This is a genomic window from Aquimarina sp. Aq78, assembly GCF_900299525.1.
In the GTDB taxonomy this organism is placed as follows: Bacteria; Bacteroidota; Bacteroidia; order Flavobacteriales; family Flavobacteriaceae; genus Aquimarina.
Genome location: NZ_OMKA01000016.1, coordinates 70,197 through 84,863, shown reverse-complemented (window position 1 = coordinate 84,863; position 14,667 = coordinate 70,197). Strand labels below are relative to the sequence as shown.

General features: G+C 32.0%; 14 protein-coding genes. 4 read left to right on the top strand and 10 right to left on the bottom strand.

All coding sequences use genetic code 11. The annotated features are described in order from the left end of the window. Positions 1-113: 113 nt before the first annotated feature. From DG435_RS10865 to DG435_RS10850, 4 genes are all read right to left on the bottom strand, one after another. Positions 114-2,285 (bottom strand): ATP-binding protein, encoded by a 2,172-nt coding sequence (locus DG435_RS10865; protein ID WP_159025783.1) that lies wholly within the window; start codon positions 2,283-2,285, stop codon positions 114-116. 375 nt (positions 2,286-2,660) lie between these two features. After that, a complete protein-coding gene (locus tag DG435_RS10860) occupies positions 2,661-3,089 on the bottom strand; it encodes a DUF4268 domain-containing protein (RefSeq protein WP_106794901.1) in 429 nt (142 codons plus the stop codon). A 3-nt stretch (positions 3,090-3,092) separates the two neighbouring features. Then, a complete protein-coding gene (locus DG435_RS10855; RefSeq protein WP_106794900.1) occupies positions 3,093-3,770 on the bottom strand; it encodes a ZIP family metal transporter in 678 nt (225 codons plus the stop codon). Then, positions 3,770-4,501: a class I SAM-dependent methyltransferase gene (locus DG435_RS10850; RefSeq protein ID WP_106794899.1), complete on the bottom strand. Its 732-nt coding sequence runs from the start codon at positions 4,499-4,501 to the stop codon at positions 3,770-3,772. Before DG435_RS10850 ends, DG435_RS10855 begins: the two co-directional genes overlap by 1 nt. Positions 4,502-4,625: 124 nt before the next feature. On the opposite strand from DG435_RS10850, the gene DG435_RS10845 reads away from it, so the two are divergent. Beyond that, on the top strand, positions 4,626-5,765 hold the full coding sequence (locus tag DG435_RS10845) for a class I SAM-dependent RNA methyltransferase (protein ID WP_106794898.1): 1,140 nt from the start codon (positions 4,626-4,628) through the stop codon (positions 5,763-5,765). A gap of 5 nt (positions 5,766-5,770) precedes the next feature. Here the strand turns inward: DG435_RS10845 and DG435_RS10840 are convergent, their stop codons facing one another. Continuing rightward, positions 5,771-6,151, bottom strand: coding sequence for a Fur family transcriptional regulator (locus DG435_RS10840; protein WP_106794897.1), 381 nt, complete (start codon positions 6,149-6,151; stop codon positions 5,771-5,773). A 199-nt stretch (positions 6,152-6,350) separates the two neighbouring features. Here DG435_RS10840 and DG435_RS26090 point away from each other — a divergent pair, with 199 nt between their 5' ends. Both DG435_RS26090 and DG435_RS10830 read left to right on the top strand, forming a co-directional pair. Continuing rightward, entirely contained in the window at positions 6,351-6,788 is a 438-nt protein-coding gene (locus tag DG435_RS26090; protein WP_106794896.1) for a MerC domain-containing protein, read from the top strand. A 182-nt stretch (positions 6,789-6,970) separates the two neighbouring features. After that, positions 6,971-10,243 (top strand): glycosyl hydrolase, encoded by a 3,273-nt coding sequence (locus DG435_RS10830; RefSeq protein WP_106794895.1) that lies wholly within the window; start codon positions 6,971-6,973, stop codon positions 10,241-10,243. A 22-nt stretch (positions 10,244-10,265) separates the two neighbouring features. On the opposite strand, the gene ggt is transcribed toward DG435_RS10830, so the two are convergent. The 3 genes from ggt to DG435_RS10815 form a co-directional block, all read right to left on the bottom strand. Next, positions 10,266-11,951 carry a gamma-glutamyltransferase gene (ggt, locus tag DG435_RS10825; protein ID WP_106794894.1) on the bottom strand — a complete coding sequence of 562 codons (1,686 nt, stop codon included), beginning with the start codon at positions 11,949-11,951 and terminating at the stop codon, positions 10,266-10,268. 170 nt (positions 11,952-12,121) lie between these two features. Beyond that, positions 12,122-12,832: a DUF6048 family protein gene (locus DG435_RS10820; RefSeq protein WP_106794893.1), complete on the bottom strand. Its 711-nt coding sequence runs from the start codon at positions 12,830-12,832 to the stop codon at positions 12,122-12,124. Further along, positions 12,798-13,322: a DUF6452 family protein gene (locus DG435_RS10815; RefSeq protein WP_024772586.1), complete on the bottom strand. Its 525-nt coding sequence runs from the start codon at positions 13,320-13,322 to the stop codon at positions 12,798-12,800. Before DG435_RS10815 ends, DG435_RS10820 begins: the two co-directional genes overlap by 35 nt. 88 nt (positions 13,323-13,410) lie before the next feature. Between DG435_RS10815 and DG435_RS10810 the strand changes: the two genes are divergently transcribed. Then, a complete protein-coding gene (locus DG435_RS10810; RefSeq protein ID WP_106794892.1) occupies positions 13,411-13,596 on the top strand; it encodes a hypothetical protein in 186 nt (61 codons plus the stop codon). 88 nt (positions 13,597-13,684) lie between these two features. Here DG435_RS10810 and DG435_RS10805 read toward each other — a convergent pair whose 3' ends face one another. Together DG435_RS10805 and DG435_RS10800 are read right to left on the bottom strand one after the other, a co-directional pair. Beyond that, on the bottom strand, positions 13,685-14,095 hold the full coding sequence (locus tag DG435_RS10805; protein ID WP_106794891.1) for a hypothetical protein: 411 nt from the start codon (positions 14,093-14,095) through the stop codon (positions 13,685-13,687). 41 nt (positions 14,096-14,136) lie between these two features. Beyond that, on the bottom strand, positions 14,137-14,445 hold the full coding sequence (locus tag DG435_RS10800; RefSeq protein WP_106794890.1) for a hypothetical protein: 309 nt from the start codon (positions 14,443-14,445) through the stop codon (positions 14,137-14,139). Positions 14,446-14,667: the final 222 nt, after the last annotated feature.

Sequence of the window (14,667 nt, the reverse complement as noted above, 5' to 3'; positions counted from 1 at the left end):
CGAACAGAGAAGTTAAGCCCGTTAGCGCCAATGGTACTACAATCGTGGGAGAGTAGGTCGCCGCCTTCCTTGAAAACCCTTCATAATATTATGAAGGGTTTTTTTTATGACATTTATGAAGCTTTTGAAACTGTACTAGAAATATTTAATTCAATTTTTCGAAAAAACTCTTCACTTTTGTAAGGCTTTCTCATGAAATCACTAAAACCAGAATCTGAATTAAGTATTGCTTTTATGGTATCTTGCGTATCTGAGGCCGTCAATGCTATAATAGGTACATGAGAGTTAAATTCTCTAATTATTTTAGTAGATTCCATTCCACCCATATTTGGCATATTTAGATCCATTAATATAAGGTCATACTTTTTTTCTTTCACCATTTCGATGGCTACAAGTCCATCATCAGCAATTTCAGAATAGTATCCCTTTGTTTTAAGAATGTTTTGTGTAACTATTTGATTTATTTTATTATCCTCAACAATTAGAATATTATAATCTTTAGTGTTTAATAATGAGATACAGTTTTTGGTGTTATTTGTTTTATTGTTTATCTCACTTACAGTATCAATTTCAAAAGAGATAGTGAAATAAAATGTAGAACCTTGTTCTGGAAAACTTTTTATTTTGATATCTCCTCCATGTAGATCAACTAAGTTCTTAACTATATGTAATCCAAGACCAGTTCCTGTAGTATGATCTTTGGAATTGGCTTGAGAAAATTTATCAAAGATTATTTCTTGTTTGTCTAAAGGAATTCCTCTTCCGTCATCTTTTATTTCAAAAGTAATTTCGACCATGTTATCAGTAATAATTGGATTTATAAAATTTAACCAAATATTCCCTTTTTTGGTGAATTTATTAGCATTACTAATAAGGTTAATAAAAATCTGAGATAATCTCACAGAATCGCCAATAAGCAAATTAGGAATATTGGGATCAAAATTAAGGTGCAAAGTATTACCATTTTTATCAGCTTGATATTCGAATGAATTTTTAATATCATCTGCTAGATTTTTAATATCATAAGTAGATTTGTCAAGACGTATCTCATAAGATTCCATTTTAGAAACTTGAAGTACATCATTAATAAGATTTAGTAAATGATCTGCAGAAAACTTCATTAGTTTTATAAACTTATGATTTTCTTCATCCTTAATTCGTTCCATTAGAATTGATGATAACCCTACAACTCCATATAACGGAGTTCTGAGTTCGTGACTAACAGTAGATATAAATTTTGTTTTTACTGCTGCTAGGTGGTCAGATTTTTCTTTTGAAATTTTAAGTTGCTTATTTCGAAGAGCGAGAGATTTCCCGAGGATTTTTGTTTTTCTATGGTTATAAATAAAGAAGCAAAAGAGTATCAAACATAATAGAAGTAGAGAGACCGTAAAAATGGATATGGTTTTCGATTGCTGTGCCTTTTGAGTTTCTATAGTATTTTTTTCCTCACTTACGATTAATTGTTTTTTATATTGTTCGGCTTCTAATTTTTCTATTTCCAGTGCTGTTTGATGATGTTTAGTATATTTTTTTAGAATTAAATATGCTTTATCCTCTTTTCCAATTTTAACCAATAAATCTTCATATTTTTTATAAATGGTCATTGCTTGTCTAAACAATTGATTTTTTTCTGCAATGGTTGCAGCTAATTCATAATACTTTATTGCAGTACTATACCTTTTATTATGATAATAATATTCACCATAACTGGTATATGTAGTGGCTAATTTTGAAGGTTGTTGTTGCTGATTAATAAAGTACTTCTTGCACTTTTCTAATAGACGATAAGCTTTTTTGTAATTCTTTGTTTTTATATAAATATCCGCCAGGTTTAAGGCTAAAATATGTTGAGAGTTTTCATTTAAATCATCAGATTTTTCATATATATGCTTTATTCTTCTAAGAGCTTTTTTAGGTTTGTTAAACCCATTTATGTAAACCAGGGCAATGTTGTTATTTATATCTATGGCTAGTTCTGGGAATCCTTCAAGTTCTTTTACGAATAACTCGGCAATTTTATAGTTTCTAAGTGCTTCTTTATAATCTTTTGTCGAAAAGTGAATTTTTCCAAGTAAATTATATGAGTATCCTTTTAAATAATATTCTTGTTTAGGGTTAAATTTTTCAGAAATATCAATTATTGTTTCAATAATCATGATGCCATTGGCTCTTCTTATTGTTGAATTTAAATGATCTTCAGTGTGGATAATTACATTTTCTAATTCCGAAAAAGACATTTCTTCATATTGTTGAGTATATGCAATAGAATAAAGCAAACTCATACATAATAAACATATGTAATGCTTGTTAATTTTGACAGTCTTCATTGTTCAACATAGATTAGGGGTGTTTAAATATATTAAAAAATTAACAAATAATCGGTTAAAATGCATAAAATCATGATTAAATAATAATATTTGTTATTTTGTGATATACAATTGTAGTCCTAAACTTACTTTTATTAAAACAATCTAATTAGCCCCTTAGAAAGGCTATAATTATAGTCTATGAGTCTGTATATCAGTTTTTAATTAAGAAGAGATTAGTTTTATATATGAGTGAATCAACTGATTTTAATCTTTTAATAGGATATAGTAGTTATAAGGAGGGATTGTGTGTGTAATAAATTGATTACCGTATACTTTAAGTAACCAAATTTAGTCACTAATATATTCTTTATATTCCAAGAAGAATCCTTCAAGTTTATCCATGTTTTTTGATAAAAAAACCATAGTTTCTTTCCAAGTGTTCCTATTATGAATACTCACATTATCTACCTCTACATATATACGAGATACAATTTTACCGTTATCAAGTTCATAGAATTGTTCATAGATAATATCTTCTACAAATTCGGTGGTAAGAATGTTTTTTAAACTAATGAGTTTGTCATAATAATATGCTTTGATTATCTCATCATAAGGTTCAATATCAATAGATACTTGAGCTTTTTTTGTAGTAAAAGTAAATTTGAGAGTTACATCTTTAATTTTAGTATTATATAAAAGCCATTTACGAGGGTATTCTTTACCAAAGCTGGTCCAGAATTCCTGACGTATTTGTTTTGATTCTGATTTGCTAAACATTAATTATATAAGATATGCAGTAATGGTGGCTATAAGAATAACCATAAGCTTGGTAATATTAAATTTATGGCCTTCATTACTCTCAAAAAGAATTGTGGTCGATACATGTAGAAATATACCAATAACCAATGCAGTAATTTCTTTATAATAATTCTGAACTGCAGTGAAATTTTCAGCAATAAAAGTTCCAAGTGGTGTCATTAACGCAAATAAAGTCAATGATATGATAATAACACTTTTCTTGATTTTGGTATTTAATAAAAAGGTAGTCAAAATCATTGCAATCGGAATTTTATGTATAATTATACCTAACAGAATCCCATCTGTATGATGTATCGGAAATCCTTCGAGTATAGCATGCAGACCTAAACTAATAAATAATAATTTTGGAATGCGATGAGTCTCTTCATTAAGATGTATGTGCCCATGTTCTGCTCCTTTAGAGAAATATTCTAGAACTTTTTGAAGAAGAATACCAATCATAATCCAAACACCAGTACGTTTTGCAAAGAGGTTATCCTCAAATACCTCCGGTAATAAATCAAAAATGGTAATTGCAAGAAGAAAAGCACCACTAAAAGCTAAAAGTAGTTTTAAACTCTTTTGATTAGAAGTTTTAAAAATAAAAACTAATAAAGCTCCTATGAATACAGCGGTTATGGATAATATATAGTTGTACACTATTTAAAAATTAATATGAGTCTTGGCGAAGTAGTTTTATCAAATTTTTGAAGTTGGTAATTGCCAAAAATATCCAACAAATTTATATTGGCATTTTCAAAATAATTTTCAAAATCATTTAGTGTAATGCTCCTAACACGTTCGGTAAATAAAAAATCCTCGTTATTATCTTTAAATCTAATTTCTTTAAAGATATATCCATCTTGATAGTATCTCTTAATATTAAATGAGATGTTATTAACTTCTTTTGTTTCTTCAGCAACCAGATTATTAATGATATATTCAACATTCATAAAATCAATAACGCCAAATCCTTTTTCATTTAAATCTGATTTAATCGCTTTAATCGTATTTAGATTATCTTCTTCTTTGTCAAAGTAGCCAAAGCTGGTAAAAAGATTAAAAACAGCAGAGAATTTCTCAGAATAAGGTTGACACATATCGTGAACCCTAAATTTTAATGTTTCATTCTCAAATTGCGAAGCATATTCAATGCTATTTTTAGAGAGATCTACACCAGTCACATCATAACCTAATGTATTTAAATAGATACTATGTCGACCTTTACCACAAGCTAAATCCAAAATTTTTTCACCAGCTTCTAAGCTTAGATACTTAGTGATATTATCCATAAAGTCTTTAGCCTCAGTGTGATTTCTATCTTTATATAAGATATGATAGTATGGTGTGTCAAACCATGATGCATACCACATTGTTGAATCTTTTAGCATAGGGCGCAAAATTAGTGTATTTTTACGGTTTAATTATAGAAGTCGTTTAAAGTTTTAAACCTTTACACTTAAAAATTTAAATACCTTCGTGTCGAAAATAAGAATAGTGAGTAATTCGTTTAAAATGGTAGCCAAGACCCTTTATGGTTTTGAAGAAGTTCTTGCAAATGAACTTAGAAAAATAGGTGCTCAAAAAGTAGAAATTGGAAACCGTATGGTTAGTTTTTATGGTGATACAGGTTTTATGTATAAGGCAAATTTATGTTTAAGAACTGCAGTGAAAATTTTAAAACCAATTACTTCCCAAAAGGTAAAAAACGAAAAAGATATCTATGATTTTATTCAAAGTATACGATGGCAAGAGTATTTAGGTTTAGAAGACACTTTTGCTATTTCTGCTACAGTTAATTCTACCATTTTTAGTCATTCTAAGTTTATCGCATTAAAGACAAAAGATGCAATTGTAGATCAGTTTAGGGAAGAAACAGGTGAGAGACCAAATGTAGATACAGAACATCCTGATCTTTCGATTGATATACATATCCAACGTGATCTATGTACAGTATCATTAGACAGTTCTGGTGGTTCATTGCATCATAGAGGATATCGCACAGCAACTAATATAGCTCCGATTAATGAAGTCTTGGCAGCTGGCTTGTTGTTACTTTCTGGTTGGGACGGACAAAGTGATTTTCTGGATCCCATGTGTGGTAGTGGTACTATGGCTATCGAAGCAGCTATGATTGCTTGTAATATTCCGGCAAATATAAATCGTAAAGAGTTTGCTTTTGAAAAATGGTTGGATTGGGATTTAGACCTGTTTGAAAAAATAGAAGAAGCCTGTCTTAATAAAACCAGAGATTTCCATCATTCAATAATAGGAATAGATAAAGAATACTCTGCCGTTAGAAAGGCAAATGTTAATATAGAAAATGCTAATCTTACTGATTTTATAAAAATAAAAGAAGGAGACTTCTTTGAATCTGAAAAAGAAGTTGAAGGACCACTTCATATCGTATTTAACCCTCCTTATGACGAACGGTTAGAAGTTAATATAGAAGAATTTTATTCTCAAATAGGGGATACACTGAAACGAAATTATCCTGGTACAAATGCTTGGTTTATTACTGCAAATCTTGAAGCATTAAAACATGTTGGACTTCGACCATCCCGTAAAATAAAAGTGTTTAATGGAAAATTAGAAGCCAGGTTAGTTAAGTATGAAATGTATGCAGGAAGTAAAAAGGCAAAGTATCAGAATTAACAACACTAATTTATACACGCATCACAAATTCCTATCATTAGGAATTGAGTTTCTTGTATTTCAAAATCTTTAAGTTCTGGAACCTCTATTTTATGAGGCAGACAAGTTACTTTGTTACAAGATTTACATTGAAAATGAATATGATTATGCATTTCATGTTTGATATTACAATCATTACAAAGCGCATAATAAGCCTTGCCATCCTCACCAGTTACAAAATGTACTTTCCCTTTTTCTGCAAACCGCTCTAAGATTCTATATACAGTGGTCTTATTAACTTTTATAGGCATTGCTTTTAAAATAGACTCTACAGACATGGTATGCTTTGCATTGGCAAGTATATCTATAACAAAATCCTGTTTCTGTGTATTTCTTGTTTTTTTCATTCCCAAAATGTAATTGAAAACTATATTTTTTGTATTATTGCAACATTGTTGCGTTAATGTAATTTGATACTGAAAATTACAAAAAAAATCTGGTTGCTATTGCATCAATTTTTAGTTCTGATAAAAAACAGTACATAATACAAGAGTTAACAATAGAGAAGAGTTAAAAAACTAGTATTCTAAAAAAAGAATACGGTTTATGCCAATTGGTCAATTTTATATTAGTATGATACATAAAACAATACACGTAAATTGGGATTTTATAGGGTTTTCTGCATCATTTTTGTGTATGCTTCATTGTATATTTTTACCAATTGTTATAGCTATCTTTCCTTTGATGGGTCTTGCTTTTCTGACCGATGAATTCTATGAGATTTTTTTAATAGGAGCCAGTCTGATGATTGCAATGTTTGCAATATATAATGGATATAAAAAATACCATGGTAAACTATTACCAGTTTTTTTGTGTCTAACAGCATTAGTTCTTTTTTGCATTGGATTTTTAATAGAAAACCATTTTCTGGAAAGAACATTACATTTTTTAGGGACATTTTTTTTGATAATTGCACATTATTATAATTGGAAATTTACGAAAGATCATAAAAGTTGTAAGATTAAACAAACACATTCAATGTAATAGAATTATTGCTATCTAAGATTAATTTAAAGCTTTGATATTTATGTTATAAGACCGAAATAAGGAAAGTATAAACCTGTAAAGTCTTATTTAGACACTTTTATGTTTTTGTTAAGAGATTATTATTGAAATAACAATAATTTTCTACTTCTTTTTGAAGCTAACCCATCAATTATACTCTCATGAAAACAAAATTCACACAATTCTTTTTCATAATATTTTTGCTTGTATTTACTTTTTCTATTTATGGGCAACGAACTAAATCGAAACAAGAAGCATCAACAGTACTCTTAGATTCGATATTCTCTGGATTAAAACTAAGAAATATAGGCCCGGCTTTTATGTCTGGTAGGATCGCTGATGTTGCTATTCATCCTAAAAATGAAAGTATTTGGTATGTCGCTGTTGGTTCGGGAGGAGTATGGAAAACTGTAAATTCTGGAACTACCTGGAAACCAATATTTGATGATCAAACATCGTACTCTATTGGTTGTGTAACTATAGATCCCGTTAATCATAATACTATTTGGGTGGGCACTGGAGAGAATGTAGGAGGACGTCATATGGGATATGGTGATGGTATCTATCGTAGTAATGATGGAGGAGCCTCATGGACCAATATGGGATTAAAAACATCAGAACACATTTCTAAAATTATTATACATCCAGAAAACTCTAACGTACTTTGGGTAGCTGTTCAAGGTCCTCTATGGAAAAAAGGAGGAGATAGAGGGTTATATAAATCTAGCGATGGAGGAAAAACATGGAAAAAGACCTTAGGAGATGATACTTGGATTGGTGTTACCGATTTGGTAATAGATCCAAGAAATCCAGATCAGCTCTATGCAGCTACATGGCAGAGGCATCGTACAGTTGCAGCTTATATGGGAGGAGGTTCAGGATCTGGCTTACATCGTAGTACAGATGGTGGGGAAACATGGGAAAAACTCAAAAACGGGCTTCCTAAGTCCTGGATGGGTAAAATTGGATTAGCCATTTCGCCACAACAGCCCGATATTTTATATGCGGCTATTGAACTAGACAGAAGAACAGGAGGAGTATATCGCTCTACAGATCGTGGCACTACCTGGGAAAAACAATCTGATGCTGTTGCCGGAGCTACCGGACCACACTATTACCAAGAATTATATGCATCTCCTCATCATTTTGAAAGATTATATTTGGTAGATAATACGATGCAAATTTCTGAGGATGGAGGGAAGACGTTTAAAAGGATGAATGAAGAACATAAACATGGAGACAATCATGCTATAGCTTTTAAGAAAGAAGACCCTGATTACCTTTTGGTAGGAACAGATGGAGGCCTATATGAAACTTTTGATCTTACTAAAAATTGGAGATTTATAGAGAATCTTCCTGTAACACAATATTATAAAGTGGCTGTAGATGATTCTGAGCCTTTTTACAATATTTATGGAGGAACTCAGGATAATAGTACACAAGGCGGACCATCAAGAACTGATAACTTACATGGGATTCAAAACTCTGACTGGAAGATTGTGCTAAATTGGGATGGCCATCAACCTGCTACAGAACCAGGGAATCCTAATATTATGTATGCAGAGCGACAAGAGGGAAATTTAACTCGTGTAGATTTAGGTACAGGAGAAGTGATAGATATCCAACCACAACCTGCGGCAGAAGAGAATTTTGAACGTTTTAATTGGGATGCTCCAATTTTGGTAAGTGCCCATGATCCTGCCCGTATCTATTTTGCTTCTCATCGTATATGGAGATCTGATAATAGGGGAGATAAATGGACGACAATATCAGGTGATTTAACCAAAAATCAGGAAAGAATAGAATTGTCTATTATGGGCAAAAAACAATCATGGGATGCACCTTGGGATTTTTTGGCCATGTCTAATTATAATACAATTACTTCGATAGCAGAATCTCCAAAACAAGAAGGTGTTCTTTATGCAGGAACTGATGATGGAATTATTCAAGCGACAGAAGATGGAGGAACGAATTGGCGAAAAATTAATGTTGGTACGCTCCCAGGAGTTCCGGCAACGGCTTTTGTTAATGATATTAAAGCCGATCTTTTTGATACAAATACAGTATATGTTGCTCTTGATAATCATAAATATGGAGATTTTAATCCTTATTTGGTAAAGAGTATAGATAATGGAAGAACCTGGAAATCTATTAAAGGAAATCTACCGAGAAGAACATTGGTATGGAGAATTGTACAAGATCATATACAACCGAATCTTTTATTTGCAGCAACAGAATTTGGAATTTATTTCACAATAGATGGTGGTAATCATTGGGTAAAATTAAAAGGAGGTATACCTACAATTTCATTTCGAGATTTGGTAATTCAGCGCAAAGAGAATGATTTAGTAGGAGCTTCTTTTGGGAGAGGCTTTTTTATATTTGATGATTTTTCTCTTTTGAGAAGTGTTTCTGAAGCTAAATTGAAAGAAGAGGCTGTGCTATTTCCAACACGAGATGCATGGTGGTATATTCCAAGACCTAGTTTAAGTTTTGATGATAAAAAAGGAAGCCAGGGAGCATCACATTATGTAGCTCCTAATCCTGATTTTGGAGCTGTACTAACATACTACTTAAAAGATGGATTAAAAACCAGCAAAGAAAACCGACAGGAAATAGAGAAAAAGAATAAAGGAAAAGATATTGCTTTTCCTGGTTGGGATAGTGTAGAAGCAGAACGAACAGAAAGTAAACCTCGTATACTATTGGCAATAACAAATAGTGCAGGAAAGACTATTCGTAGAATTGAAGGACCTGTTACCCCAGGTTTTCATAGAGTAGCATGGGATTTACGATATCCAGCTACAAATGCAATTTCTTTAGAAAAACAAGAAAACTCATTTGGGGCTCCTAGAGGATTTATGGCTGCACCAGGAAAGTATACAGCTACGCTATCCAAAGTTGTAAATGGAAAAGTAACTCAGCTTTCAGACCCTGTTTCTTTTACGGTTAAGCGTATGCATAAAGGTACATTAAAAGGAGCTGCACTTGAAAAAGTGACATCATTCTGGAGAAGTTATGAAAATACAATTGGTAGAGTTTCTACTCTAAATATGCAAGTGAATAAAGCAGAAAAACGTATTAAAGCCATGAAAGTAGCTTTGCAAAGAACAAATAGTGCTCCTGGAGATTTAGATAATCGCTTAAATACTTTAGAACGAAGTATAGCAGATTTGAATAAGGAATTCTTTGGAAATAATTCTAAACAGCGAGTGGGCGAGAAGACGAAACCTACCATTGAAAATAGAATGTTTTCTATTTATAAAGGCGTAGATCGATCTACCTATGGACCAACCAGTACACATTTAGAAACAATGAAAATAATTGATGATCAATTAAAAACTATTGCTTCTAAGTTTACTGTTTTGAAAAATGAAATGGATTCATTTTCAAAAGCATTACAAGAGGCAGGTGCCCCATTTGTTGAGGAATAATTACTAGAAGTTTGTTGTTAGATTAATACCCAGCTGCCTGGCCATCTTTACGAGATTCGGAAGCTCCATAGTAGACACTATCTTTTATCATAATTGCCTGATAGCCTCCATAAGGGCCTAAAGCATACGATACATTATGACCTTTTGAAAGCAGACCTCTAATTGCTTGATAAGAAATTCCGGATTCGATATGTAATGTTCCTCCATTGGTCATTTCTTCTCCTGTGGGTTGAGACGATCCCATATGGTTTATTCTGGGAGCATCGCCAGCTTCTTGCAGGTTCATTCCAAAATCAATCATATTAACAATAATCTGCACGTGGCCTTGTGGTTGCATACCTCCACCCATAAGCCCAAAACTCATAAATGGTTTTCCGTCTTTAGTAACAAATGCAGGAATAATGGTATGAAAAGGTCTTTTTTTAGGTTCATAGGTATTAAAATGTCCTTCTTTCAACGAAAATAGCTCACCTCTGTCTTGTAAAATAAAACCAAGCTCGGTTGGTGTCATTCCAGACCCCATACCTCTATAATTACTTTGTATTAAGGATACCATATTTCCTTCTTCATCTGCCACAGTGAGGTATATAGTATCTCCATTATTGAGATTTCCGGCATCATATGTTTTTGCAGCTTTATTTTCATCAATAAGTTTTCGTCTTTTTGTGGCGTAGTCTTTAGAAACAAGCTCCTTTACAGGAATAGTATTAAAATCTGGATCTGCATAAAATTTTGCCCGGTCTTCATAAGCTAGTTTTTTAGCTTCAGTCAGTACATGTAGATATTCTGTTGTACCAAATCCCATAGATTTTAAATCATATTCTTCTAGAATGTTTAACATTTGCAAGGCAGCTATCCCTTGTCCGTTAGGAGGCAATTCCCATACATCGTATCCTCGATAGTTTGTAGATACAGGCTCTACCCATTCTGAAGTATGATTTTTTAGATCATCATAGCTCAGAAATCCACCGTTTTCTTTCATATACTTTGCAATAGTTTTAGCAATATCTCCTTTATAGAAAGCATCTCTACCTTCATTTGCAATTTTTTCTAATGTATTCGCTAAAAAAGGGTTTTTAAAAATTTCTCCTTTTTTTGGAGCAGAACCCTTTGGCATATATGTGGTTTTAAAACCAGGGTATTTTGATAAAAATTTAGCACTTAATTGCATATAATATGAAACCAGTTCGGTCACAGGAAAACCTTCACGAGCATAATTAATAGTTGGTTGTAAAATCTTTTTCATATCTAATTTACCAAACTTACCGTGTAGTTGATACCACCCATCTACACAGCCGGGAACAGAAACAGGAAGAGCACCATGAGAAGGTATTTTTATATGGTTGTTTTTCTTAAAATATTCTAAAGTTAATTTTTCGGGAGATCGTCCACTAGCATTTAATCCATATAATTTTTGGGTTTTAGCATCCCATACAATAGCAAACAAGTCACCGCCTATACCATTTCCTGTTGGTTCCATTAATCCAAGCATTGCATTGGCCGCAATTGCTGCATCAATTGCATTACCTCCTTGTTTTAAAATATCAAGAGCAGTTTGTGTAGCCAGTGGATGACTGGTGGCTGCCATTCCGTGGGTAGCAATTACTTCAGATCGTGTGGCAAAATTTTTACCGGTAATTCGATCCTGGGAGAAAACAATACTTATAGGTACTAAAAATAGAATGCAAAGGGTATTAAATGATTTCATGTGAATGATTATGAGATGATAAAATATCCAAACAAGATAAGCAATACCCCATAATAATTGATAGAATACCCAGCAAAATGATTAATTACAAGTTTATTACGAAGTGAGGTTATTAAGAAATATAGCTGAATGAATAACTAAAATGAGAAAAGGAGGAGTGGTTATTACTATTATTTTCTTTTCTTAAAAAACGGAATCAAATAACTTATAGAATATCCATAGCCTACACCGATACTACTGTAATCATTAGTACGACCAAATCCAGGAATATATAGATTATCGAATCTATCAGGTTTTTTTTCACTAACAAGATTTCTAAGAGATATATTAGCACCCAGGTATAGATTACTTATAAGTTCTACTTTTATACCAAGAACTAATTCTATCCAGCTGGCATTTAGGCCATCAGATTTGATGCTTCCGGTTATTTGATTTGGCCCAAAATAATCTGTGCTTGTAAAAATAGAATAATCATTCAGCGTTTGATCAAAAGTAGAAAATCCATATCGCAGCCCTACATAGATACTGTTTTGCATTCCGTACCAATTATCATATATGTTATAATCTATACCTACCCTTGCATAGCTTCCAGAACCTTTTGTGTTAATGTTTTCTTCATCTCTTATTAAGGATTCATTACCTATTTCGGCGGCGAGATAGAATTTTTTATAAAATCTATAATCTCCAACAATTTCGAATCCAGAATAGTTGTCATCAACCGCCGTTCGGATTAATCGACCAAGGTCAACTCCTGCTCTAAAACCATACTTTTCTGAAGGAGGAAGTGTGTCTTTTACACTAACCTTTGGTTCTTCTTGTCCATAGAAATAGCTGGTAATCAAGATGCTAATGAAAAATAAATACGTGTGCAGTGGTTTCATCGGTTACGTTCTCTCTTTGTATTGTTATATTTTTGATCCAACTCCCATCATCCCCAGCTTCTACAGGAGATACCGTTAGACCTTTGTAATTGATCTTAAACCCACAGGCACTACTTACATATTCTTCTTCTGTTGTGTATTGAAAACTTACAGTATCTTTATTTGGAAGAGGGTCAGTATCACTATTATTAGTAATGTCAGAATTTATAGTAAATTCATAATCAGTAATCGATACGTTATTTCTTAGTGGTATTAGAATAGAATCTGTAACTGTACCTAAAGTAAATGGAGTTTCTATACCAACTGCTTTTACCTGTAGCTCTAATGGGGCTTTTACTTGTGTACTTGTGTCAAAGTCAATAAATTTTATAACCAGAAAAGGTGTAGTAGGAGTACCTTCTGCACATATATCGTCTCGTTCACAACTTAAGTTTGAATATAAAACCAAGACCCCAATTAATATAAATAACGAATATTTGTATACTCTCATATAATATTTTTTTCTATCTCAACCACAATTTAATAAATATGGTTTTTCGCAATTATCCACAATACTATAGGGATAAAAATACAATTAGATGAATGCAAAAATATTGAAACAAAATAAGTTTCAAATTGCTATTTGCGTGACCAAAAATAAAAAAGATAAACCAATTCATACTGGTTATTTCTCAAAAATAAAAGACTGGAATAAAGAGGATGTGTTGCTACTTAAGCATATTTGGATTCTAGTGATGATTTTAATGACTATTATTTTGTTTTAAAAACCGGGAACCTTTGACAGCTCCCGGCCACCGCAATAGAAAATGTAGAAGATTGCTACATCAAGTTGCCATAATCTAAAGGGTGTAATTATTCCATAAAAACTAAATTCTGGGCTTTTGCCTTGCAGTTGTGGTTAAAAGTCACTGTACAACAGTAATAGTTTCTCCTATTTTCGCCTTTTTGATTTATCCAATCCACATAATTGATAACAGTAAATGTAGAATCATTAACGATCCTAACATCTTTATCACTTTCTCCGAAAGAAATAATAGTTGATGATCGTAATCTTTTGTTGATTATAGAGTATGATGCTGTTAATGCCTCGGATTTGTGAAAAAGAAATGTGTTTTTGTTGCTTTTTTTAGAATTGGTAATCTGACTGGTGTCATTAAAATGTTGGGTGTAAAAAATAGCCCCGATTACTATTGTAATACACATAATTGGTATTACGAAGAGTTTTATTATAAACTCTCCTTTTTTAAAATCTAATATCATCATTGTAAGCCTTGGTGGTAGTGAGATGGTTTGTGTGTAAAAAATTATGGTAAGTTAACGTTAGCATTTTTTGCATCCCGTTCTTCTTGTTCTTTTATTTTTGTCCATCTAGCATAGTTTTCTTTATCTCCAATTTGAAGAAAAGCTTCTGCAACGAATCCCGCATGTAATGATGCCTCTATTCCTGGACCGTTTCGCTTAACAATATTGTATTGTTTTATGGCTTCTTGCGCAACTTGATTTTTGGTTTCGTTGATTTGATGTTGATCAGTATCACTGGAACCGGTAGTAAATAAAAAATAAATTAAAATAAGAAGAATGAAGATCAGGGGTATTTTTACTACATTTCTCATAACTGTTAGTTTTGATAAACTTAGGTTTGACTATAAAATTTATTGTAGTAGCAATCTTCGGGTACAAATGTAGGAAATAACTCATGATATTAAATATGGTTTTTGAGTTAACTTTTTATGGTTTAACCGTAATGATTTTAACTTAATAAAATAAGATAAATCACTGATATGTAGTGTTTAGCGACTTTTTTGTTAAAAGGATTGGTTATGTGCTAATAAAGC